Annotated in this window: 20 protein-coding genes and 1 pseudogene; 12 read left to right on the top strand and 9 right to left on the bottom strand. The window is 47.6% G+C overall.

Annotated features, from left to right (window positions below; genetic code table 11):
* Positions 1-84: 84 nt before the first annotated feature.
* Positions 85-579 carry a hypothetical protein gene (locus tag ACTHTU_RS08275; protein WP_440362272.1) on the bottom strand — a complete coding sequence of 165 codons (495 nt, stop codon included), beginning with the start codon at positions 577-579 and terminating at the stop codon, positions 85-87.
* A 486-nt stretch (positions 580-1,065) separates the two neighbouring features.
* On the opposite strand from ACTHTU_RS08275, the gene cls reads away from it, so the two are divergent.
* The 5 genes from cls to ACTHTU_RS08250 all read left to right on the top strand — a co-directional run bounded on the left by cls (position 1,066) and on the right by ACTHTU_RS08250 (position 6,548).
* The gene (cls, locus tag ACTHTU_RS08270; protein ID WP_440362271.1) at positions 1,066-2,559 is read left to right on the top strand and encodes a cardiolipin synthase; all 1,494 of its coding nucleotides are present in this window, start codon (positions 1,066-1,068) and stop codon (positions 2,557-2,559) included.
* Between the two features lie 317 nt (positions 2,560-2,876).
* The gene (locus ACTHTU_RS08265; protein WP_440362270.1) at positions 2,877-4,973 is read left to right on the top strand and encodes a TonB-dependent receptor plug domain-containing protein; all 2,097 of its coding nucleotides are present in this window, start codon (positions 2,877-2,879) and stop codon (positions 4,971-4,973) included.
* 464 nt (positions 4,974-5,437) lie between these two features.
* Positions 5,438-5,632: a YgaP family membrane protein gene (locus ACTHTU_RS08260; protein ID WP_003685761.1), complete on the top strand. Its 195-nt coding sequence runs from the start codon at positions 5,438-5,440 to the stop codon at positions 5,630-5,632.
* A 12-nt stretch (positions 5,633-5,644) separates the two neighbouring features.
* Positions 5,645-6,166, top strand: coding sequence for a rhodanese-like domain-containing protein (locus tag ACTHTU_RS08255; RefSeq protein WP_440362269.1), 522 nt, complete (start codon positions 5,645-5,647; stop codon positions 6,164-6,166).
* 79 nt (positions 6,167-6,245) lie between these two features.
* Entirely contained in the window at positions 6,246-6,548 is a 303-nt protein-coding gene (locus ACTHTU_RS08250; protein WP_063068694.1) for an ArsR/SmtB family transcription factor, read from the top strand.
* Between the two features lie 248 nt (positions 6,549-6,796).
* Here the strand turns inward: ACTHTU_RS08250 and ACTHTU_RS08245 are convergent, their stop codons facing one another.
* Both ACTHTU_RS08245 and ACTHTU_RS08240 read right to left on the bottom strand, forming a co-directional pair.
* A complete protein-coding gene (locus tag ACTHTU_RS08245) occupies positions 6,797-7,804 on the bottom strand; it encodes an IS5 family transposase (protein ID WP_440362268.1) in 1,008 nt (335 codons plus the stop codon).
* A 30-nt stretch (positions 7,805-7,834) separates the two neighbouring features.
* Positions 7,835-8,203: a hypothetical protein gene (locus ACTHTU_RS08240; RefSeq protein ID WP_440362267.1), complete on the bottom strand. Its 369-nt coding sequence runs from the start codon at positions 8,201-8,203 to the stop codon at positions 7,835-7,837.
* Positions 8,204-8,353: 150 nt separating this feature from the next.
* On the opposite strand from ACTHTU_RS08240, the pseudogene ACTHTU_RS08235 reads away from it, so the two are divergent.
* Positions 8,354-8,542: pseudogene (locus ACTHTU_RS08235) on the top strand (contact-dependent growth inhibition system immunity protein); the annotation flags it as partial.
* Positions 8,543-8,702: 160 nt separating this feature from the next.
* On the opposite strand, the gene ACTHTU_RS08230 reads toward ACTHTU_RS08235, so the two are convergent.
* From ACTHTU_RS08230 to ACTHTU_RS08215, 4 genes are all read right to left on the bottom strand, one after another.
* Positions 8,703-9,356 (bottom strand): hypothetical protein, encoded by a 654-nt coding sequence (locus ACTHTU_RS08230; RefSeq protein ID WP_265511164.1) that lies wholly within the window; start codon positions 9,354-9,356, stop codon positions 8,703-8,705.
* Positions 9,349-10,089, bottom strand: a complete 741-nt coding sequence (locus ACTHTU_RS08225; protein ID WP_265511165.1) for a hypothetical protein — start codon at positions 10,087-10,089, stop codon at positions 9,349-9,351. Before ACTHTU_RS08225 ends, ACTHTU_RS08230 begins: the two co-directional genes overlap by 8 nt.
* Before the next feature lie 244 nt (positions 10,090-10,333).
* Positions 10,334-13,738: a transcription-repair coupling factor gene (gene mfd / locus ACTHTU_RS08220; RefSeq protein ID WP_440362266.1), complete on the bottom strand. Its 3,405-nt coding sequence runs from the start codon at positions 13,736-13,738 to the stop codon at positions 10,334-10,336.
* Between the two features lie 130 nt (positions 13,739-13,868).
* A complete protein-coding gene (locus ACTHTU_RS08215; protein WP_440362265.1) occupies positions 13,869-14,561 on the bottom strand; it encodes a VIT1/CCC1 transporter family protein in 693 nt (230 codons plus the stop codon).
* A gap of 297 nt (positions 14,562-14,858) precedes the next feature.
* Here ACTHTU_RS08215 and ACTHTU_RS08210 point away from each other — a divergent pair, with 297 nt between their 5' ends.
* From ACTHTU_RS08210 to ACTHTU_RS08195, 4 genes are all read left to right on the top strand, one after another.
* The gene (locus tag ACTHTU_RS08210) at positions 14,859-15,005 is read left to right on the top strand and encodes a hypothetical protein (protein ID WP_168163629.1); all 147 of its coding nucleotides are present in this window, start codon (positions 14,859-14,861) and stop codon (positions 15,003-15,005) included.
* A gap of 192 nt (positions 15,006-15,197) precedes the next feature.
* Positions 15,198-15,398, top strand: coding sequence for a hypothetical protein (locus ACTHTU_RS08205; RefSeq protein ID WP_107867224.1), 201 nt, complete (start codon positions 15,198-15,200; stop codon positions 15,396-15,398).
* Between the two features lie 89 nt (positions 15,399-15,487).
* Complete coding sequence (aspA, locus tag ACTHTU_RS08200) at positions 15,488-16,885, top strand: aspartate ammonia-lyase (RefSeq protein ID WP_440362264.1); 1,398 nt, start codon at positions 15,488-15,490, stop codon at positions 16,883-16,885.
* Positions 16,886-17,130: 245 nt separating this feature from the next.
* Complete coding sequence (locus ACTHTU_RS08195) at positions 17,131-17,793, top strand: NAD(P)H-dependent oxidoreductase (protein ID WP_063075894.1); 663 nt, start codon at positions 17,131-17,133, stop codon at positions 17,791-17,793.
* 181 nt (positions 17,794-17,974) lie between these two features.
* Here ACTHTU_RS08195 and ACTHTU_RS08190 read toward each other — a convergent pair whose 3' ends face one another.
* Both ACTHTU_RS08190 and ACTHTU_RS08185 read right to left on the bottom strand, forming a co-directional pair.
* Positions 17,975-20,320 (bottom strand): FepA family TonB-dependent siderophore receptor, encoded by a 2,346-nt coding sequence (locus tag ACTHTU_RS08190; RefSeq protein ID WP_440362263.1) that lies wholly within the window; start codon positions 20,318-20,320, stop codon positions 17,975-17,977.
* Between the two features lie 230 nt (positions 20,321-20,550).
* Positions 20,551-20,769, bottom strand: a complete 219-nt coding sequence (locus ACTHTU_RS08185; protein WP_003685475.1) for a YdcH family protein — start codon at positions 20,767-20,769, stop codon at positions 20,551-20,553.
* 221 nt (positions 20,770-20,990) lie between these two features.
* Here ACTHTU_RS08185 and ACTHTU_RS08180 point away from each other — a divergent pair, with 221 nt between their 5' ends.
* Together ACTHTU_RS08180 and glyA are read left to right on the top strand one after the other, a co-directional pair.
* Entirely contained in the window at positions 20,991-21,365 is a 375-nt protein-coding gene (locus ACTHTU_RS08180; protein WP_070585602.1) for a hypothetical protein, read from the top strand.
* Positions 21,366-21,498: 133 nt separating this feature from the next.
* Positions 21,499-22,749 (top strand): serine hydroxymethyltransferase, encoded by a 1,251-nt coding sequence (glyA, locus tag ACTHTU_RS08175; protein WP_004520001.1) that lies wholly within the window; start codon positions 21,499-21,501, stop codon positions 22,747-22,749.
* The last annotated feature ends 33 nt before the right edge of the window (positions 22,750-22,782 follow it).

Genomic DNA, 22,782 nt, shown 5'->3' with positions numbered 1-22,782 from the left:
ATAAAGGTCGTCTGAAACAGTTTCCTAGTTTTCAGCCAACCTGTATTACGTAATGAGGAGAATATCTTAAATAACCAAGCATCCTCAATCATAATTTAGAGAAATTATTTTTTCAGAGTCTAATTCTGTTAATATAATTAACTTATTAATTTTATCTATTTTCCAGTCTGATATTATATCGGTAGATACTAAATTCTCTCTTGTTAAGTTTTTATCTGTAATAATTGCACCCAACTCATGAATAATACAAATTTTTTGATTCTCTAATAAATAAATATCAAAAACTATTCCATCTATATTTATCATATTAACTTCTAATTTTTGTATAGAAATACAAAAAACGACTGAATCAAATCCGATAAAAATATTTTTATCACCAAATATTAATACTTTTGGGGAAATACTTATACAGGAAACAGCTAATCCAATACCTATATTGAATTCTTTGTGAAAAGAAAGAATAAAACATCGATAAATCTCCTTTCCTTCCTCTCTTAGAATAATATATTTTTGATAAGTATTTAGTAAATAGTCCTCTAACTCTCTTATGGAATTATAAGGATATTTCGTTAATTTCATTATTTGAGACCTTTACAAAATTCCCAAAAATCCCCTAAATTCCGACCCAAGACATTTAGGGGATTTCTCATGAGTACCTTCTTCCAACAAATCGCACAGGCCATGATTGCCAAACACATCGATCGTTTCCCACTATTGAAATTAGAGTAGGTCATTGATTGGCAGTTGACCAAGGCAGCAACTGCTTATTCAGTATACACGTTTCCGTTGCTATGTTAACCGTGTTGCACGAGCTGACAACTTTGGACTCTACAGCATTCTTTCCCCTCGTACTGATCGACCTGCCCACAGGTGCAGCATTGACTGTATTGTTTAGTGGTTTAACACCCCAAAACCGACGAAAAACAAGACCTAAAGGCCGTCTGAAAGCAAAAACACGATTATCGTGTAAATTTGTTTTCAGACGGTTTTTCTATATACTTAATATCTGAAGCTTATCAGCTGACACCTTCAAACTTAAAAACACATCCACTCCCGCTACCGAATATGAATTTTTTAAAAGACATCACCTGGACCGAAATTTTCATCTTCGCCCACACCTGCGCCGCACTCGTCTGCATGCTGCGCGTGTTGTACAAACAAAAAAACATCGGCTCAACCTTTGCCTGGCTGATTATCCTATTCCTTTTCCCCGTATTCGGAACCATCGCCTACATCCTTATCGGCGAGCCTCGTCTCGGCACGGCCCGCGCCAAACGTACCGGCGAAATGAACCGCTTCTACCGCAACTTTGCCGCCACCCATCTAGCCGATATCTATCTCGACATTGCCGACCAAGTCAAATCACGTTACCACGGCATCAGTAAAGTTGCCGAAAAAGGAACGGGGCTGGGTGCCACCAAAGGCAACGCCATGAGCCTGCTCTCAACCACCGATGCCATCATCGACAGCATGCTTACGGACATACGCGCCGCAACCCATTCCTGCCTGCTGGCCTTTTACATTATCGAGCCCAAAGGTCGCATCGAAGAAATTTTAAATGAAATTCTTGCCGCCGCAGATCGGGGCGTTGACTGTGCCATTCTGGCCGATGCCGTCGGCAGCAGGAGCTTTTTTGAAAGCGATTGGGTAGAGATACTGCGCCAAGCAGGCGTTGAAGTACATACCTCATTGCCTGTCGGCATCTGGCGTACATTATTCACGCGCACAGACCTGCGCAACCACCGCAAAATCCTCGTTATCGACAGTAAAATCGGTTACACCGGCAGCTTCAACCTTGTCGACCCGCGCTATTTCAAACAAAACTCCGGCGTCGGAGAATGGGTCGATGTCATGATGCGCTGTACAGGGCCTATGGTTTTGGAACTGTCTGCCGTCTTCTTCGCCGACCTCGCCGTCGAAACCGATGAAAACCTCCAAAACGTACAAACATACCTCAATCAAGCCCAAAGCCTGCTGCCCCAAATCCTTCCTGAAAAAATGCAGCAAGGCAATATTGTTGCCCAAATCATTCCCTCCGCCCCCGAGCAAAGCAGTTTCGTTATCTACGAAACCATCATTAGCGCCATCTATGCCGCTACCAAACAAATCACGATTACCACCCCCTACTTTGTCCCCGACGAGCCGCTTCTCATGGCATTGACCGTCGCCGCCAAACGCGGCGTTAAAGTGACTCTGATACTGCCTGCCAAAGTCGACTCACTGATGGTACGCTACGCCTCACGCGCCTACTACCCTATGCTGCTGGAAGCCGGCGTCAAAATCGCCATGTTTGAAGGTGGACTTTTACATGCCAAAACCTTGACCATAGACGAAGACTACTCCCTCTTCGGCACGGTCAACATGGACATGCGCAGCTTCTTCCTCAACCTCGAAATCAGCCTCGCCATCTACGATCGCGATACCACCAAACAAATCTGCCACCTGCAGCGCAGCTACCTTAAAAACAGCAGCTACATCGCCATCAAATCATGGCAACAACGCTCTAAACTCCGCGGCCTCGTGGAAAATGCCGTCCGCCTGATGAGCCCTTTACTGTAAAACATAAATATTTAGGCCGTCTGAAAAATATTTTTCAGACGGCCTTTTAAATAAAACACTGATAGATAAAATTCTTTATTGACGGATATTCAAGCTATCCCTTCTCTCCCTCTCGGAAAAAGTAAGACTCAACCCATTTCCCAACCAAAGAATCTTTACCAAATTTAACTAAAATATAAACTAATTGATTCTTATAAAAATCCTATTGATTTGAGACTGGAATAAAACAGAATATATTTATTAATATCCATTAAGAATTTGATAATCATTATTAGAATAATTAGAATAAGCAGTCAATTTTTTACTTAGGAAAAATCATGAATAAGGTCTACTCTCCTGTATTCCGCCTTAGTATCATTACACTCGCATTATCAACAAGCTTCGCTCATGCCGAAAATTTGCAACCCGCAGAAACTGCCGAGCTGAATGAAATTAAGGTCACCGGTACTGCCGTACCGACTCGTGTAACCCGCAACCAGCTCGACCGCGAAATTTCGACTGATTTAAAACAAGTCATGAAAGACCAAATCGGTATGGACGTCGGCGGCGGCAACGGCGTAGCGCAGTTTTACAGCATCCGCGGCGTTGGTGAAGACAAAATTAACCTAGAAGTCGACAACACCAGCCAATCCACAAAAATCTTCCACCACCAAAGCCGCTTCCAGCTTGATCCTGCTTTGGTGAAAAGCATCAACGTCGAAAAAGGCACGGGTGCGGCGAGCGCGGGTTTGGGCGCGGTCGGCGGTACCATCCGCGTAACAACGGTTGACGCAAAAGACCTGCTGACCGAAGGCAAACCTTTCGGTTTCAAACTCGGCACGGGCTTGAGCAGCAATAAAGGCTCAACCGGCAGCGCAGCGGTTTACGGCTATCAAAACGGCTTCGATGCCCTGTTTGCAGGCAATTTCCTCAACAACCGTGACTACAAAGACGGCAACGGCAATGTCAACCTCGGCAGTCGTCTGAAACAGCACAGCTACCTCGCCAAACTCGGCTACGATTTCAACGACGACCACGGCATCCGCCTGACCTACCGTCAGGAATACCAAAAAGGCAACCGCACCGACAAAGCCGAGTTCCAAAACGTTGACAGCTACATCGGCGTGGACGGCACTTATCAAAAAGAACAAACCTACAATCTGGAATACCGCGGCCGCAACGTCGGCTTCATCGACAAAATCGATGCCAACGTCTTCCAAATCAATACCGACGACACCAAACCGCCCAAAGGCGCCCCTTCTCCAAAAGCCCAAGCTTCCGGCACTGCGCAAGGTGGCGTTCCTATCGGCAAACTTGAGTTAAGCAAAATCAAAGCGACCGGCGCGAATCTGAACCTCGCCAGCTCCTTCGGCGACGGACACATGGTGAAATACGGCGTCAACTACCGCCACGAAACCTCCGAGCCTTCCGACAAAGGCGCATGGCTGAAGATTCTCGGCCTATATGACCGCGACAAAGAGAAAAAAGCCGAATACGGCGTGTACGCGGAAGGCATTTGGAACCTGCACCCCGTTACCCTGACCACCGGCCTGCGTTACGACCATTTCAAATACAACGCCGCCAGCAAACAAAGCGCGTCGCACGGTCAGCTCAACCCCAGCATCAGCGCGATTTGGGACATCAACGACAACTTCTCCCTCTTGGCAAACCTCAATCAGGCAAGCCGTGCGCCCCGCCTGAACGAAGCCCTGTTGGCTAACGAACGTGCAGGCGCTGCCGCCGATTTGGACAGCAACCTCAAAGCTGAAACCGCCCGCCGCGCCGAATTGGGCTTCAGATGGCGCAACGACAACTTCAACGTCAGTGGCAGCATGTTCCACCAACGCATCAAAGACCTTATCGTCTATCGTTGGGCAAAAATCAACAACAACACCGCCTCCATCACCGAACGCGGCAAGATTTACAACGGCGGCACGCTCAAAACCTACGGCTACGAACTTGACGCATCCTACCGCTGGGGCGGCCTGACCGCGCGCGCCGGCGTGTCCTACGTCAAACCCCGTCTGAACGGCGAAATGTACTACGGCGATAGCCCGGTTAAAGCAGAAGACCACGAAAGCTCGTTCACCTTCTGGAACACCGGCCGCCAATGGCTGACCGGCCTGTCTTACCAGTTTGAAAACCCCAAACTCGAAATCGGCTGGCGCGGCCGCTACGCCCAAAGCGTGAAATACACCGACGTTGCCCGCGGACAAGGCACGATACACGGCAAGAAATCAGGCTACGGCGTACACGACATCTACGCCAACTGGCAGCCGCTGAAAAAAGACAACCTGAACATCAACTTCGCTGTCAACAACATCGGCAACAAGCAATACCGTTCGCACAGCCAACGCTTCCCCGACGGCAACGGACGCGTCCCATTCTACGAACGCGGCCGCGAGTTTGCCTTGGGTGTGAACTATCGTTTCTGATGATACGAACGACCTTATAAAGAAACTAAAGGCCGTCTGAAATTCAATTTTCAGACGGCCTTTTATAATTCGTAGACAATTTGATTTTAAATTGTTTCCTCTCCCTTGCTAGTTACACAACGGATTATCCAGTCTTCAAATCGTCTCCATTGGACTTCTTTTCCGAATCGGTCATGATTTGATTCCTTCTGAAAACTGACTACCAATTCTTCCAATATAAATAAAATATTATATAGATCATCTCCAGTGCCGTCTGAAAATATCAGGCTGTATTTTTACATTTAACCATGCCGTTGGAGATTGATTCTATTTGTGCGTTTAAAAAATACAATGCAAATATTCATTACACTTTTACTGTAAACCATTTGACAAAGTCATCTTTAAAGCTATAATATTTCTAATATATGATTTTTGTTATATATGTTTATTTATAGACAATCCATTCTTAAACAAGGAGCAATAAAATGAAACGAAACTTGGGTACTTTAGATCGCGTAATCCGTATTGTTATCGGCGTAGCGCTGATTGCTGCAGCCGCTACCGGACAAATTGGCTGGTGGGGTTGGCTGGGCATCATCCCCCTGGGTACAGCACTGATTGGCAACTGCGCGCTGTACAGCTTATTGGGCATCAACACCTGCCGTATCAACAAAAAATAACGAAGGCAAAACATGACTACGGTCGGACAACTCCCGCGAATTATGCCTTCCGAAGCAATGGCAAAAATCCGTGAGGGCGCGTTGGCAGTGGACATCCGAAGCCAAGCCGAATATCGGGGCGGGCATATTGGCGGTGCATTATCCCTTCCGCCTGAACAGCAGCGAGACAAACTGCCCGATGATACGGCCCCATGCCTGATTTTTTATTGCCTGAGCGGTAAACGTACAACACGGGCAGAAACAATATTGTCAGCGCTTGGCCAAGGCCGCGAATGCTATATTCTAGAAGGTGGTTTACAGGCATGGAAGGCTGCAGGGATTCCTATTGTTGCCGACCGTGCCGCACCGGATATTATGCGGCAGGTGCAAACCATAGCGGGCAGTTTGATTCTGTTGGGTGTGCTGGCAGGTTGGCTGGTATCGCCTTGGTTTTATCTGATAGACGTAATGGTCGGCGCAGGCCTGTTGACGGCCGGACTAACCGGATTCTGCGGCATGGCACGCCTGCTGGCCAAAATGCCATGGAATCATTAAGCAAAGGCCGTCTGAAAGTTGCTGCTGAGGCCATTATGACTGATAATTCGACCTCCTCATTTGCCGAAAAACGCGAAAAATGACCATTGCCGACAATCAACCTCCCTACGAAGAAGCCAGCGCTTTTCTCAAACTACTGGCCAATCCCAACCGCCTCGCGGTATTGTGCAAACTACATGAAAGGCCGCACAATGTAACCGAGTTGGCTGAATCATCCGGACTGCCACAAGCGGCAATGTCCAGCCAATTAGCCCTACTGCGTGAAGCCGGTTTGGTATCGTTTGAAGTAAACCACCGAGAGCGGCAATATTATATTGCCGACCCGAGGGTAACCGAGATGATACAGTTGCTGTATTCCTTTTTTTGTGCAGAAAAATCTTAAAATGTTATCGAAATAGGATAGTCAAAAAATCTATCCTATTTATAATTTTAAAGGCCGTCTGAATCTTTTTCAGACGCCCTTTATTGTATTTTTAGTCTTGCCGAGACCTTTGCAAAATTCCTTTCCTTCCAACAGCCGAAATCCAAACAAGGGTTTTCAGCTGTTTTCTCCTCCAATCACTCCTGATTCTACCCAAATCCCCCCTTAATCCCTCTTGGATACCTGATAATCAAGCATCCGGCCGCCTTTTAGGCGGCAACAGACACACTTAGCCTGTTGGCGGCTTTCAACAGGTTCAAACACATCGCCTTCAGATGGCTTTGTGCACTTACTTTGAGCAGCCCGAAATAGGCTGCCCGGGCATAGCGGAACTTACGGTGTAGCGTGCCGAAGCTTTGTTCGACCACATAACGGGTTTTCGACAAATACCGGTTGCGCTTGGTTTGCGCTTCCGTCAGCGGACGGTTGCGGTGGGCTTTGCGCATAATACCGTCCTGCAGTTGATGCTCTTTCAGATGTTGCCGGTTTTCCTCACTGTCATAGCCTTTATCGGCATAGACGGTCGTACCTTTGGGCAGTCCTTCCAACAGCGGCGACAGGTGTTTGCACTCATGGGCATTGGCGGGGGTAATGTGCAGTTTCTCGATATAGCCTTCCTCATCGGTATGGGTATGTTGTTTGTAACCGAGTTTGTAGAGGCCGTTTTTCTTTGTCCAACGGGCATCGCTGTCTTTGCTTGGTGTGGTTTGGCCGCTGACTTGTCCTTCGTCATCGACTTCTATGGCCTGGCGCTGTTTGCTGCCGGCGGTCTGAATAATGGTGGCGTCAATGACGGCGGCGGATGCTTTCTCTACTTTTAAGCCTTTTTCGGTCAGTTGGCGGTTAATCAGTTTTAGCAATTCGGACAGGGTGTTGTCTTGCGCCAGCCAGTTGCGGTAGCGGCATAAGGTGCTGTAATCGGGGATGCTCAGTTCGTCGAAACGGCAAAACAGGTTGAAATCGATGCGGGTGATGAGACTGTGTTCGAGTTCGGGATCGGAGAGGCTGTGCCATTGTCCGAGCAGGACGGCTTTGAACATGGACAACAGGGGATAGGCGGGACGGCCGCGGTGGTCTCTAAGGTAACGGGTTCTTTGACGATTTAGGTACTGTTCGATCGGTTGCCAATCAATTACCTGATCCAACTTCAATAGTGGGAAGCGGTCGATGTGTTTGGCGATCATGGCTTGAGCAGTTTGCTGAAAGAAGGTACTCATGAAAAATCCCCTAAATGTCTTGGTGGGAATTTAGGGGATTTTGGGGAATTTTGCAAAGGTCTCAGGCCATATCATCTCGTGTTTAGAACCATAAGTAATCTTCTTGATATTGCTTTCAAGAGCAATTTCTTTATCTAATGTTCCTGAGTATTCCGAACCTGCTAATTTTTGAAATAAAGTAATATTCAGCTCATCGTTGCGGCTAGTTGTTTTGATATCTGAAATACCCATTGCACTATTGCCTAATAAGCCTGTCAAATGAACCCGCCTATAACCCTTAGCTTCATTGACTGTAATTTTGAAATTCCCAATATCGTCCAACTTGATTTCATCATTGGCAAAAAAGCAGCCGGATAATATCAAGCCTGTTACTCCCAGCATCATTACCCTCATTTTCATAATAACTCCCTGATCGATTTAGCAGCCTTAGACTCAATTTTCAATCGCCGACAGTTTCAGTATTTTCAGACGGCCTTTTTATACTGCTTCTGTATTCACACTTAAAGCATGTATGCGTGCCGCACACTCCCCTGTATGTAGGTTTGAAGTGCACTATTTAAAAACATGATGAGCGGGGATATTTGGCTGCACAACGGCTGCCTGAAAATCAGCCCGAGCCGCCATGTCAAACTGGAAACGTAGGATGCCATTGATGCAGACGATGTAATTTTATCATTGGATAACAGCCCTGAAGAAATCGGATCAGGCTTAAGGTTGGTATTGAGCCTCTGCCGATAATAATTTGACAAAAGGTCGTCTGAAAGACGGAAACTTTTTTCAGATGATCTTTTTTATCACACTCAAAGCCCGCGTGCGTACCGCACACACCCTGCCTGCAGATTTCATGCGGGCTACGGCTTATTGTTGGTAATAATTTTAATGAGTTAGGTTCACATTATTATTTTATGATGCTTTCCAAGTTTTCGTATCTAATTAGAGCATTATCCAAGGCGGAGTTTGGTACTATCTGCAATGGTTCTTCATGTAAAAGACGGTATACGGGGTTAATTAAGAGTTCTTGGAAGTTATGGGAATTTATTTTCAATAAGTCGATACTATAATGCCAAAATTTATCTCCATAGTCATAGTTTGACCAAATAATCGCATTATTTTCTAATGAAAATGATCCAGGCTCTTCATCAAAATATAAAATTTCTTCTATTGGATATTTAATAAACCATTCGCTATCATGCCTTATACCTGATGAACTAATATGAATTAAAGGCCTATCTATTTGATTAGGAATTGCAACACTTTCATCACTAAATGAAAATTGGAAGTTAATAAACCTATAAGCTAGATCATCAGTTAATTTTCTTCTTTTCTTATCAAATATGGCGATACTTATATTACACCAAGGTACTAAATACTCGCTATTTGAAAGATGATGACTTTCTTTATGATTCGAAGCTTTAAATTTTGTACTACTATCAAGAAATTTATCTAACGTATTGATTAGTAGATACTTTAGTGCATTAATTTCTATAAAAAATTTATCCAATTCGTTTAATGCAGTTGTAATATTCCTGCCTTGTTCTAAATAATTATCCATTGTTAACCTTCCATTGGTTTTTCAATTGAGGAACATTGATCCTAGTAAAATTTACTAATTCAAATGTTTTATTATCCCATACTAAATAACTTGGGATACGAAGTAAAGGAAAGAAATTAAATCGTTTAATATTCAGCTTTTCTAAAAATAATTTTAGATCATTCATATAAATATGATAATTTTTTAATTCAGTATTATTGCATTCTGCTAACACTATCTCTAAAAACTGCAACCAAGTAACTGCATACCAAGGATAATTTTTCTTTTTTTCATAAAAATTAGGGTGAATACTACTGGCTATATAAATTAAACATGTTTTCTCCTCTTGGAAATTCTCCCACTCTCTCTCTAATTGATCTTCCATAAAATGAGAGTTGATTCCCCATTTTAGTTCAACAATATAGTTTTCCTTTTTTCCATCAACACAAAAAGATACTAACAAATCTGGCTCAGTAATCTTTATTGATTTATCCTTCCATTTATGTTGTTTGCGGCTCCAAAAAACAATTTCATGAGTAATATGAATATTGTTTGGAATATCTTGCCTAGATAAAAGACGAAAAAAACGGTATATGGCTTTAGAATCAAGATATTTCATGACTCCAAAAATAGTAGATGTAATTTCATCTTCTCGTGGTATGCGTTGATGGTTACCTTCAGATTGAGTAGAAAATTTCTTTTTAGCATCTTTTAACCAGCGACTGCTTTTACCATGTATAACAGCATGAAGCATTGCGTATCCTTTTTAATTTAATATTTTATATGCTAATTATTTTGAAATTGATTGACAATTTGGTAGTATAGATTGCTAAAAAAATAGTTGTGTGAAATTTTTAAACTATATGTGTACTTCATGGTGCATACTATACTTATACAGGCTAAACTTGTTCTAGACATCACCAATGATATTCTGTTTTCTGTATAAATGGTATTGCAGGTCGTCTGCAAAATTTCAGACGACCTCTTTTCACTAGCCCCTAATTTGCTATCACTCTTTCTTTCAAAGTCTTCAACACACTCTTCACCGTCTTAATCCGCGTCCCCACATCCTCCATCTGAGCCGTAAACTTCAACTTGTCTGCCCCTGCCAGCCGGTATTTTTTATCTGTCTGAATCAGCAGGATGATTTCGGTTGGATCGACATTGTTGTTTTTGCCAAAGGTTACCGTTACCGCTTCGCTGGTCGCATCAATGGCATCGATGCCCAGTTCTTTTGCCACAAGCCGTATGTGATGGCTTTCAATCAGGGTTTTGACGGGTTGTTCGGGCAGGCCGAAGCGGTCGACGAGTTCTTCGTGTATGGCGTTGATTTGCTGCACGGTTTCGCAGACGGCGAGGCGTTTGTAGAGGACGAGGCGCTCGTGAATATCGGGGCAGTAATCTTCAGGCAACAGAGCTGGGCTGTGCAGTTTGATTTCTGTGGTAATACCCAATGGCGCGTCGAGGTCGGGTTGGCGGCCTTTTTTGAGGTCGCGCACGGCTTGTTTGAGCATTTCGGTGTAGAGCGTGAAGCCAACCTGTATCATTTCGCCGGATTGTCCTTCGCCAAGGATTTCGCCTGCGCCGCGGATTTCCAAATCCTGCATGGCGAGGGTGAAACCTGCGCCGAGTTCGTCTGCCGCCGCGATGGCATCGAGGCGTTTTTCTGCGTCTTTGGTGATGTATTCGGGCGTGAGCAGGTAGGCGTAGGCTTGGTGGTGGCTGCGGCCGACGCGCCCGCGAAGTTGGTGCAGTTGCGCCAGCCCGAATTTGTCGGCGCGGTTGATGATGATGGTGTTGGCGTTGGGAATGTCGATGCCGGTTTCGATGATGGTGGAACAGAGCAACACGTTAAATCGTTGCTGCAAAAAGTCGCGCATAACTTGCTCCAGCTCGCGCTCGCGCAGTTGTCCGTGCGCCACGCCGATGCGGGCTTCGGGCAGCAGGGTTTCCAGCCGCTCACGCATATTTTCAATCGTATCCACTTCATTGTGCAGGAAAAACACTTGTCCGCCGCGTTTGAGCTCGCGCAACACAGCTTCGCGCACGCTGCCTTCGCTGAAGGGTTTGACAAAGGTTTTCACGGCGAGGCGGCGGCTGGGCGCGGTGGTAATCAGTGAGAAGTCGCGTAGGCCTTCAAGCGCCATGCTGAGGGTGCGCGGAATCGGCGTAGCGGTCATGGTGAGGATGTCGACATTGGCGCGCAGGCGTTTGAGTTGCTCTTTCTGACGCACGCCGAAGCGGTGTTCTTCATCAATAATCACCAGTCCTAAATTTTTGAATTTGATGTCGTCCTGAACCAATTTGTGCGTGCCGATAACGATATCGACCGTGCCGTCTGCCATACCTTCCAGCGCGGCTTTGGTGGCTTTGCTGTTGTTGAAACGCGAAAGGCTGGCGACTTTCACGGGGAAATCGGCGAAGCGGTCGGCGAAGTTTTGCGCGTGCTGCTCCACCAGAAGCGTGGTCGGGGCGAGTACGGCGACCTGTTTGCCGCCCATCACCGCCACAAACGCGGCGCGCAGGGCGACTTCGGTTTTGCCGAAACCGACATCGCCGCACACAAGGCGGTCCATCGGTTTCGCCTGCGTCAAATCTTTAATCACGGCAGCGATGGCGGCGGCTTGGTCTTCGGTTTCCTCATAGCCGAAGCCGTCGGCAAACGCCTGATAGTCCAACTCGTTGATTTCAAACTTGTGTCCCGATTGGGCGGCGCGCTGGGCGTAGAGGTTGAGCAACTCGGCGGCGGTGTCGCGCGCCTTTTCGGCGGCTTTGCGTTTTGCCTTGTTCCACGCGCCGCTGCCGAGCTTGTGCAGGGCGACGTTTTCATGCGCCTGACCGGAATAGCGGCTGATTAAATGCAGTTGCGAAACAGGCACATAAAGCTGCGCTTCACCTGCGTATTCGAGCAACATCATTTCGTTGGTTTCGTCGCCCAAGTCCATTGTGACCAAGCCCATATATCGGCCGATGCCGTGTTCTTCGTGTACAACAGGATCGCCGATATTGATTTCGGCAAGGTCGCGCAACAGGCCGTCTGAAACGGCGGCGTGTTTCTTACGATGATGTTTGCGCGAGCGGGCAACATATTGATAAAGATCGGATTCGGTAATGACCGCGATGTTTTGATCTTCTAATTTAAACCCGTAAGCCAACGGCGCCACTGTAATCATCAGCGGCTCATGCGCTGACAAGAAGCCCTGCCAGTCGGACACACTTTTGGCTTTCAAACCGTTTTGCTGCAAGAAACCGAGCATGGTTTCGCGCCGTCCCAAACTTTCGGCGCACAGCAAAATTCGTCCGTCAAAGGCTGTCTGAAAATCCTTCAGTGCCTGCAACGGTTCATCTGCTTGGCGGTTGACGGCCACGTTTGGCAACGTATGTTCATCACCAAAAATATCCGGCAATACCTGACCATAATTTTTCAGACGGCCTGCGAATACATCGGCAGAGAGATACAAATGCTGTGGAAGCAAAGGCGGATAGGTTTCATCGCCCTGCGCCATGGTGTAACGCGATTTAACGTCGCTCCAAAAACGGTTTGCCTCGGCGTGAACGTCGCCCAAAGAGACAAACAACGCATCTTCGCCGATATAGTCAAACAGCGTTTCCAGCTCGTTTTCAAAAAACAGCGGCAGATAATATTCCACACCCGCACCGAAATGGCCGTTGCTGACGGCTTTGTACACAGCCGCATCGTTCGGATTGCCATCAACTTCCTCGCGGAAGCGGCTGCGGAAAATCTTTTGCGCCTCGCTGTCGGTGGGGAACTCGTGTGCCGGCAGCAGGCGGATTTCGGAAACGGGAGAAATGGTGCGTTGCGTTTCAGTATCGAAGGTTTTAATACTGTCGATTTCATCGTCGAACAAATCGATGCGGTACGGCATTTCGCTGCCCATCGGGAACAAATCGACTATACCGCCGCGCACGGCAAATTCGCCTGCCGCAACAACGTGGGAAACATGGTTATAACCTGCATCCACCAAATCACTTTTCAGACGGCCTATATCCAAAGTCTGCCCTGTTTTCAGCCAAAACGTGCGCCCTGTCAGAAATGGCACAGGAGGCAGCTTCTGCATCGCCGTGGCAACCGGTACGAACAACACGTCCGCCGTGCCGCTTTTAATCTGCCACAATGCCGACAAGCGCTCCGATACCAAATCCTGATGCGGTGAAAAACGCTCGTAAGGCAGCGTTTCCCAGTCCGGCAGGAATACCGCCGTATCGTGCGGACGGAAAAACAGCCAGGCCGTCTGAAGGCGTAGCGCCTGTTCTGCATCTTGGGTCAAGACAACCTTGAGCTGCTTATGCGGCAAATAACGCGCCAAAGCCAAAGGCAACGAGCCTTGAGACAGATTGAGCCAACGGGATTTTTCACGGGGTTTGGGAATCGGATAGGTCATGACAAAACAGTTTGTAATAAGTAAATACAAGCACCATAGGCCGTCTAAAAAATTTTCAGACGGCCTTTAGCGATCAAATAGATTTTCAATTTTACTGGATACAGGTTTAAAAGAATATAAGGCCTTACATTCAGACGGCCACGCCGGCCAGTTTTCCAATAAATCCGGTTATCACCAATGCCGCAACGCCCCATAAGCACACGCGCAAAACGGCAGGAACGACAGGCGCGCCGCCTAGTTTGGCAGAGACATAGCCCAGTCCGGCCAGTCCGAACAAAGTGGAAACTGCCAAGGCTGGAACAATGGCGGTAGAAGCCGTCAACGCAACCAGTAAAGGCAAAATTGCGCCTGCACAAAATGAAGCGGCAGAAGCCAGCGCGGCCTGCATGGGTTGGGCGGCAGAGGCTTCGGTAATGCCGATTTCGTCACGTGCATGAGCGGCGAGTGCATCGTGTTCCATCAAGGCTTTGGCCACCTCTGTGGCGAGCGGGTCGGACAAACCGCGGCGGCGGTAAATTTCCGTCAGCTCTTCCAACTCCGCATCAGGATTATTTGCCAATTCGTAGCGTTCTTTGTGTAAATCGGCTTTTTCCGTATCCGATTGGCTGGACACGGAAACATACTCCCCCGCCGCCATTGACACCGCGCCCCCAATCAGCGCCGAAACGCCCGTCAACAGCAGGGTTTGGAAATCAGGCGCGGCTGCGGCTACGCCCGTCAACAGCGAGGCAGTGGAAATCAGGCCGTCATTGGCACCCAATACGCTTGCCCTAAGCCAGTTGTTGCGGTCGCTGAAATGGCGTTCGCTGTGGTGTGAATACATATATGCTCCGATAAATTGGCTGTTTCCAGATGATGATAACATTGTATTGTTTTTTGAAATCAATGTCAGTTTATCCCTTCAAATCAAGCATTCTTAAATCTTTCTGCTGCCATTTCAAACCATAAAACCAATATTCCTCTTTAGATTTTTTCAGACGGCCTGAACGCTTTTACAAGCAAATTTATTGTTCCAAGTCATGGCATTATCACAAGGCAGTTTTGTGCTGCTTGGTTTATCGGCTTAAAGATGCTATCTTTATGAATCTTTCCACTCCTCAATCCATTGAAAGGATGTATCATGTCCGAAGAAAACAAAATCAAAGTAAACGATTTGCCTGAAGAGAAAAAAGAGCAAACCGAAGAAACTGAACTGCCCGTTATCAACAACGAAGAAAAACGCGGCGGTCATGGCGAAGGCGGTTGCTGCGGCGCATGCGGCGGCTAAATCTTCCCGACAAAGCCTCCGAGGCCGTCTGAAAAGTCTTACTTTTCAGACGGCCTTTTCTTTTCTAAACACTTACAGGTAAATCAATGAAAGGATGTGGGAGAAGAATTTAAACCCAACCGCGTTTGTGCTACATTCACATCTTTACAAACCACAACAATCTGCACCCGCAGACACACAAGGAAGAAAAAAATGTTTTGGTATATCGTTGGTTTTTTCGCCTTCATCGTTTCCCTGCTTTCCCTTTGGGTCAATGCCAGCGCATTCGGCATGGAAGAGGATGGCACGCCGCAATCCGAATATGAAAAAATGTTGGGCTTGGGTGCGAAATTGAAAGATAAAGAGACAGCCGCAAAAGAGCGTGAAGCAGCGCGCCTTCATCCTGACGATTAAGCCTTATAGACTGGACAATCTTGCCGAACTGGGCTAATGTTCCAAACGCATAATGCACACCAACACAACTATACGAGAAGGTAAGAGAAATGACTGTACGAATCGAACACGATTTATTGGGCGACCGCGAAATCCCCGCCGATGTTTATTGGGGCATCCATACTTTGCGCGCCATTGAAAACTTTAAAATTTCCACACAAAAAATTTCCGACGTACCGCAATTTGTCCGCAGCATGGTCATGGTTAAAAAAGCCACCGCGCAAGCCAACGGCGCATTGGGTGCCATCAAGCCGGAAATCGCGGCCGCCATCGAAAAAGCCTGCGATGAAGTATTGGTCAAAGGCCGCTGCCTCGACCAATTCCCATCCGACGTTTATCAAGGCGGCGCCGGTACTTCGGTCAACATGAATACCAACGAAGTCATTGCCAACCTCGCATTGGAAGTCTTGGGTCACGAAAAAGGCCACTACGACATCGTCAATCCGATGGACCATGTCAACGCCAGCCAATCCACCAACGACGCCTACCCTACCGGCTTCCGCCTTGCCGTGTATTACAGCATCGGCGAATTGCTCGACAAACTGGCCATCCTGAAAAATGCCTTTGCCGCCAAAGCCGAAGAATTTAAAGACGTTTTGAAAATGGGCCGCACCCAGCTTCAAGATGCCGTGCCGATGACTGCCGGCCAAGAATTCCAATCTTTCCAAGTGTTGTTGGAAGAAGAAATCCTCAACCTCGACCGCACCCGCTCCCTGCTGCTTGAAGTCAACCTCGGCGCCACCGCCATCGGTACAGGCGTGAATACACCTAAAGGCTATGCAGCTTTGGTTGTTGAGAAACTCTCCGAAGTCAGCGGCCTGCCTTGCAAACTGACTGAAAACCTGATCGAAGCGACCTCCGACTGCGGCGCATATGTGATGGTACACGGCGCATTGAAACGCACAGCCGTCAAACTGTCCAAAATCTGTAACGACTTGCGCTTGCTCTCTTCTGGTCCGCGCGCCGGTTTGAAAGAAATCAATCTGCCTGAATTGCAAGCCGGTTCTTCCATTATGCCTGCCAAAGTCAATCCCGTGATTCCCGAAGTCGTCAACCAAGTCTGCTTCAAAGTCATCGGCAACGACACCACCATCACTTTCGCAGCCGAAGCAGGTCAGTTGCAGCTGAACGTTATGGAGCCGGTAATCGCCCAATGTATGTTTGAAACCATTTCCCTCTTGGGCAACGCCGCGGTCAACCTGTCCGAAAAATGCGTCAAAGGCATTACGGTCAACCGCGAAATCTGCGAACGCTACGTTTTCAACTCCATCGGTTTGGTTACTTATTTGAATCCGTACATCGGCCACCACAACGGCGACTTGGTCGGCAAAATCTGCGCCCAAACCGGCAAAGGCGTGCGTGAAGTCGTATTGGAGCGCGGTCTGTTGAGCGAAGAAGAGCTCAACCGCATCCTCTCCCCAGAAAACCTGATGAATCCTCATCTGTAATCAGGATTTGAAATCAAAGGCCGTCTGAAACTTTAAACGTTTAAAGTTTCAGACGGCCTTTTCGTATTGATATTGATATTTATCGAATTTTTTTGCGAAATTCAGAATTAAAAGATAGCCTGACCGTCAGGTTTGATTTAACATGGTGTTGCCCCAGCCTGTTTCCTCCTTAAGGTTATGCCGGTAATGATGCCTCAAAAGAAACCGGATATTGGAATAACATCTTCATTTATTAGGAAAACCAGATGAATCAAATTACACGCGAACAAATGCTGCAAGTATTCGAAAATCGCTGTTCCACCCGTTATTACGATCCTAACAAAAAAATCAGCCAAGAAGATTTTGCAGCGATTTTAGAATTTGCCCGCCTCTCACCCAGCTCTGTCGGCTCCGAGCCATGGAAATTCTTGGTGATTCAAAACAAAGCCCTGCGTGAGAAAATCAAGCCTTTCAGCTGGGGGATGCAATTCCAACTGGACGACTGCAGCCATCTGGTGATTATCCTTGCCAAGAAAAATGCCCGTTACGATACCCCGTTCTTCCGCAGTGTTGCCGAACGCAGGGGCCTGCAAGGAGAGCAACTGGAAAAAGCGTTAGCAAGATACAAAAGCTTCCAAGAAACCGACATTAAAATTGCCGACGACCAACGCGCACTCTTTGACTGGAGCGGCAAGCAGACCTATATTGCTTTGGCCAATATGCTTACAGGCGCAGCGGCCATCGGCATCGATTCCTGCCCAATCGAAGGCTTCAACTACGACAAAATGAACGAAGTATTGGCGGCAGAAGGCCTGTTTGATGCCAATGAATGGGGCGTATCCGTAGCGGCAACATTCGGCTATCGAGCCAAAGAAATCACCAAAAAATCACGCAAACCGATTGAAGAAATGGTGACTTGGGTCGAATAAATCTTTTAGATTCATAGGGCGGCGAGTGTTGCCCTTTTTACTTTTCTAAAAAAGTGAAGCAAATTCCGTAACAACAAATACTTCTAAATTTAAAATCAAAAAGGCCGTCTGAAACCCTGTGTCAGAAATCCTAGATTTCATTTCACACCGTTTCAGACGGCCTTATTTAATATGCTTCTACTTAAAACGATACTTTCAAACTGCCGTAGAAGGCACGACCATGCTCGTTGTAGGTCTGCGCGCCGTTGCCGGTGCGGTACAGTTTTTTGTCGAACAGGTTGCTGATGCCGCCGCGCACGGCCACGCGTTTGTTCCATTTGTAACCGGCGTTGATGCCCCAGATGCCGTATCCGCCCAAAACGGTTTGGTTGCGGGCTGAAGCCAGGGTTTCTCCGCTGCCGCCGCTGCCGCTTTGTTCGATGTTGTTGATGGCGACCGAACGCGGTTTGGTGCGGCCGTATTGGGTGAAGGTCAGGTTGGCGTCAAAGCGTTCGTTCGGCGTCCAGGCCAGCGTGCTGTTGATAGTGAACTTCGGAATCAGCGATAGGGGGTTGCCTTTGTAGTCTTCCGATTTCTGCATGTAGGTGAAGTTGTTGCTCCATTTCAGTGTGTTGTGCAGGGGGATGACGAGGTTGCCCTCCAGGCCGGAAACAGTCGCCCTCGGCGAGTTGTCCCATTGGTAGAGGATGCCCGTGCTGGTGCTGCTGCGGGCTACGATTTCCGTGCCGGTGATGATCTTGTTGCGGTAGGCATTGTGGAAGTAGGTTGCCGAGGCCTGCCAGCCGTTTTTTTCGAATTCGATGCCGATTTCCTTATTGACGCTGGTTTCGGGTTTTAGGTTGGCATTGCCCATAAAGTAGCAGTGTGGGTTGCTGCCCAATTCCACGGGGCAGCCGTTACCGCGCGTGTACAGGATGAATTCGGGGTTGCTTTGGTACAGGTTGGGGGCTTTGTAGGCGCGCGCGATGCCGCCTTTGACCAGCCAGTTTGCGCCGATCTGCTGGGAGAAGTTGAGCGCGGGACTCCAGTTGCCGCCGCTTTTGCTGTTGTGGTCGTAGCGCAGGGACGGTATCAGTTTGGTGGACGGGGTCAGCGAAATATTGTCTTCGACATAGATTGCCTTGTTCTGCTGCGATGTTTTGCCGCCACGTATGGCGGAAACGCCCGGGAAGGTCGATGTTTGGCCTTGGTCGGTAAAGCCTTGGCGGTTGGATGAGGGATCGTCCAGTTTGCTGTCGGTAAATTCCGCACCGACGGTCAGTACGTTTTCTACGCCGAGTTCGAACGGTATGTTGGCCTCGCTGCTGAAACGCAGGTTTTTCAGACGGCTTTGGACGTATTCCGTGCCGACATAGCTGCCCTCAGGCCCGCCTGCCAAACCTTCGGGCAGGTGGCTGTTGGTGGTGCGTTCGTAGCTCAATACGTTTTTAGTATCGCCCCAGTCCCATGCGCCGTCATGGGTCAGGGCATAGGAAGAACGGTAGAGGCGGGCGGTTTCCTTAATGCCGCTCCGGTAGATTTCGCGCAGGGTCGATTCAGTGTCGGAAATCACCGCACCTGTGGCAGTATCTGTAATGACGGTCCGTGTATTGGCAGCATTAGAGTTTTGCGAATCGCCGTTGTAGATATTACCCTGACGGCTGTAGCTGCTGTCTAAAATCAGGGTTTGTGATGGACTGATTTTCCATTGTAGACGGCCGGCTATATCTTTATTCTTCACACCTTCCACCCCTGCCGCTCCATAGGTGGTGTTGGTAACAGTGCGGGTTTGTCCGGCAGGCACAACGACACGTCCGCGTTCCCGTATCGGGCCGTTTTTCGTAGTAACAGTGGTGATAGAATCGCGGTTAATGTCTGTGGAATCGGCATCGGTTTTGTTGAAATTGCCGTAGATACGGAAGCCCAATACGTCTTGGATAATCGGCCCGCCAAGGTTGAAGCCGACACGGTTGGTTGCCCCTTCCTTACTGTCTTGCGGCTGGTTAGTGTAATAGTTCACTGATCCTTTGAATTCTTTCGGTACTTTTTTGGTAACAATATTGACCACGCCGCCCATCGCGCCGGAGCCGTAACGGGTCGCCGCCGGACCGCGCAAGACGGTAATGGATTCAATCTCTTCAACCGGCACCCAGTTGCTGTCGCCACGCGTATTGCGTTCACCACGCATACTGATACGCTCGGACTGGCGCGAATTAACCGGCTTGCCGTCAATCAGAATCAATGTATTTTCAGGGCCCATACCGCGCAAGTCGATTTGACGTTTGTTGCCACGCTGACCTGTTGCCGTATTGCCGGTCAGGTTGACGCCTGGCATGGTGCGGACAAATTCGGAAATATCGTTGACTGCAGGACGCTTGTCGATGTCGTCTTTAGAAATACGCGATACGCCGAGCGACTGTTGCAACTGCTTCTCGGCAGTAACGTAAACGGTATCGACTTCAGCCTGTTCAACAGCTTTCTCTTCAGCTGCGTGTGAGAATGCACTAATTAACGCCAAAGGCAAAATAGCGAGTGTGAATGTTTTCATTGCATTGTTTCTCTTGGTTTTGTTTGTTTAAAATTAAAATGAAAATCGTTTTGGATTTTAAATAAACTTAACAGAGTTTTCAATGCAATTAAGAGTGATTTACAAATAAAGTTAAATTGTGCTAATAGAAATAACAAAATACCAAACAAGTAAAAAGGCCGTCTGAAACAGTATGAAACGAAATCCGAGATTCCTATCATACCGTTCAGACGGCCTTATTCAATTTTTAATTATTTGCCTGCTGCTTTTTGCAGAAGAGCATACAATTCGTCTTTGAGTTTGAGTTTGGCTTTTTTCAGCTCTTCAATCTCTTCGGCACCGCTGGTAACAGGGTTGTTAACCAAACCGGTGATTTTATCGTCCAGCTCATTGTGCTCGTCAAACAAACGGGCAAAGTGTGCATCTTCTTGTTTCAGTTTAGAAATCAAATCGCGATATTCTGGAAACATTTTGTTTTCCTCTCTTGTTAATTAAATAAAAAAGTACTGCGGTCAAAAACTAGGACGAATCAATCTTTAGCTTCATTATAACAAACACGGGCGTTTTATCCAGTCTTTTTTAAGTCGAAACTGTTTTACATCAAAATTAATAATATCAACATAAGTTAGCGCCAAAATAGAAAGAAACGGCTTTATAGACGGCTTACCGACTTGGGCATACAATCGGGCTTATGCGTTTACACAATGGCCGAACCACCCTATTCCGTCATATCAACGGCATGGACGGACAATTTATCCTGCTTGAAAACCATCCTTCATGGATGCCGGTCAATGATGCCGATTTCAACCATGCTGCCCCCTTGCCCGACGGTTTGGCCGTGCACGAAGAATCATTTTATCCATTTGAAAAAATAGATACCGCCGAATCGGCAGACAATATCAAAATCTTCAGCGAAGAAGCTCTACGGCTGGAGAAAGAACGATTAAATGCAGTAGCCTTAGTAGAACTGGCAAAAAATCTTAAGGCTGCCCAAGCAGAAGCCGACTTAGCCGCGCTTCTGGAAAAAATGGATTTTCATTTAAAACAAGATGATATTTTCAAATAAACCCTTTAATCTCAGGCCGTCTGAAACCAAACACCCGACACAATTGTTGACAATGCAAGAAAAATAGTTCATCTTGAACCAATTCGCAGCACTCCATCCTATATTTTCAGCCCATCACAAAGGAATCGAGAACATGTTTTCAAAAAGCGTTACCCTCGCACAATATGACCCCGATTTGGCAGCAGCCATCGCCCAAGAAGACAAGCGCCAGCAAGACCACGTCGAGCTGATCGCCTCTGAAAACTACGTCAGCTGTGCCGTTATGGAAGCCCAAGGTTCGCAATTGACCAACAAATATGCTGAAGGCTATCCTGGCAAACGCTACTACGGTGGCTGCGAATACGTTGATATTGTCGAACAATTGGCGATTGACCGCGCTAAAGAGTTGTTTGGCGCAGAATATGTCAATGTCCAACCGCACTCCGGCTCGCAAGCCAACCAAGCTGTGTACGCTTCTGTTTTGAAACCGGGCGACACTATTTTGGGCATGTCTCTGGCACACGGCGGCCACTTGACCCACGGCGCAAGCGTCAACATCTCCGGCAAACTCTACAACGCCATTACTTATGGTTTGGATGAAAACGAAGTTCTCGATTATGCCGAAGTAGAACGCTTGGCTCTTGAACATAAACCTAAAATGATTGTGGCCGGTGCATCTGCCTACGCGTTGCAAATCGACTGGGCAAAATTCCGCGAAATCGCCGATAAAGTCGGCGCATACCTTTTTGTCGACATGGCGCACTACGCCGGTCTGATTGCCGGCGGCGAATATCCTAACCCCGTGCCATTCTGCGACTTCGTAACCACCACCACCCACAAAACCCTGCGCGGCCCTCGCGGCGGTGTGATTTTGTGCCGTGATAATACCCACGAAAAAGCGCTGAACTCTTCCATCTTCCCAAGCCTGCAAGGCGGTCCGTTAATGCACGTTATCGCTGCCAAAGCCGTGGCGTTTAAAGAAGCGTTGCAACCTGAGTTCAAACAATACGCAAAACAAGTGAAAATCAATGCTGCCGCCATGGCGGAAGAGTTGGTTAAACGCGGTTTGCGCATCGTTTCCGGCCGTACTGAAAGCCACGTTTTCCTCGTTGACCTGCAACCGATGAAAATCACCGGCAAAGCCGCCGAAGCCGCTTTGGGCAAAGCACACATTACCGTCAACAAAAACGCTATTCCGAATGATCCAGAAAAACCATTCGTTACCTCCGGCATCCGCATCGGCTCCGCCGCCATGACTACACGCGGCTTTAACGAAGCCGACGCACGCGTATTGGCAAACTTGGTTGCCGACGTATTGGCCAATCCTGAAGATGAAGCCAACCTCGCCAAAGTCCGTGAACAAGTGACTGCTTTGTGCAATAAATATCCGGTTTACGGCGCATAAGCATTTCCGACTTGGATAAAATAACAGGCCGTC

Source organism: Neisseria sp. P0020.S005 (genome assembly GCF_051957055.1).
GTDB classification, from domain to species: domain Bacteria; phylum Pseudomonadota; class Gammaproteobacteria; order Burkholderiales; family Neisseriaceae; genus Neisseria; species Neisseria subflava_A.
This window is presented reverse-complemented; position numbering and strand designations above follow the sequence as displayed.

Coding starts and splice junctions, on each gene's coding strand:
- ACTHTU_RS08275 (WP_440362272.1), bottom strand. CDS start 579: ATGAAATTAACGAAATATCCTTATAATTCCATAAGAGAGTTAGAGGAC.
- cls (WP_440362271.1), top strand. CDS start 1,066: ATGAATTTTTTAAAAGACATCACCTGGACCGAAATTTTCATCTTCGCC.
- ACTHTU_RS08265 (WP_440362270.1), top strand. CDS start 2,877: ATGAATAAGGTCTACTCTCCTGTATTCCGCCTTAGTATCATTACACTC.
- ACTHTU_RS08260 (WP_003685761.1), top strand. CDS start 5,438: ATGAAACGAAACTTGGGTACTTTAGATCGCGTAATCCGTATTGTTATC.
- ACTHTU_RS08255 (WP_440362269.1), top strand. CDS start 5,645: ATGACTACGGTCGGACAACTCCCGCGAATTATGCCTTCCGAAGCAATG.
- ACTHTU_RS08250 (WP_063068694.1), top strand. CDS start 6,246: ATGACCATTGCCGACAATCAACCTCCCTACGAAGAAGCCAGCGCTTTT.
- ACTHTU_RS08245 (WP_440362268.1), bottom strand. CDS start 7,804: ATGAGTACCTTCTTTCAGCAAACTGCTCAAGCCATGATCGCCAAACAC.
- ACTHTU_RS08240 (WP_440362267.1), bottom strand. CDS start 8,203: ATGAAAATGAGGGTAATGATGCTGGGAGTAACAGGCTTGATATTATCC.
- ACTHTU_RS08230 (WP_265511164.1), bottom strand. CDS start 9,356: ATGGATAATTATTTAGAACAAGGCAGGAATATTACAACTGCATTAAAC.
- ACTHTU_RS08225 (WP_265511165.1), bottom strand. CDS start 10,089: ATGCTTCATGCTGTTATACATGGTAAAAGCAGTCGCTGGTTAAAAGAT.
- mfd (WP_440362266.1), bottom strand. CDS start 13,738: ATGACCTATCCGATTCCCAAACCCCGTGAAAAATCCCGTTGGCTCAAT.
- ACTHTU_RS08215 (WP_440362265.1), bottom strand. CDS start 14,561: ATGTATTCACACCACAGCGAACGCCATTTCAGCGACCGCAACAACTGG.
- ACTHTU_RS08210 (WP_168163629.1), top strand. CDS start 14,859: ATGTCCGAAGAAAACAAAATCAAAGTAAACGATTTGCCTGAAGAGAAA.
- ACTHTU_RS08205 (WP_107867224.1), top strand. CDS start 15,198: ATGTTTTGGTATATCGTTGGTTTTTTCGCCTTCATCGTTTCCCTGCTT.
- aspA (WP_440362264.1), top strand. CDS start 15,488: ATGACTGTACGAATCGAACACGATTTATTGGGCGACCGCGAAATCCCC.
- ACTHTU_RS08195 (WP_063075894.1), top strand. CDS start 17,131: ATGAATCAAATTACACGCGAACAAATGCTGCAAGTATTCGAAAATCGC.
- ACTHTU_RS08190 (WP_440362263.1), bottom strand. CDS start 20,320: ATGAAAACATTCACACTCGCTATTTTGCCTTTGGCGTTAATTAGTGCA.
- ACTHTU_RS08185 (WP_003685475.1), bottom strand. CDS start 20,769: ATGTTTCCAGAATATCGCGATTTGATTTCTAAACTGAAACAAGAAGAT.
- ACTHTU_RS08180 (WP_070585602.1), top strand. CDS start 20,991: ATGCGTTTACACAATGGCCGAACCACCCTATTCCGTCATATCAACGGC.
- glyA (WP_004520001.1), top strand. CDS start 21,499: ATGTTTTCAAAAAGCGTTACCCTCGCACAATATGACCCCGATTTGGCA.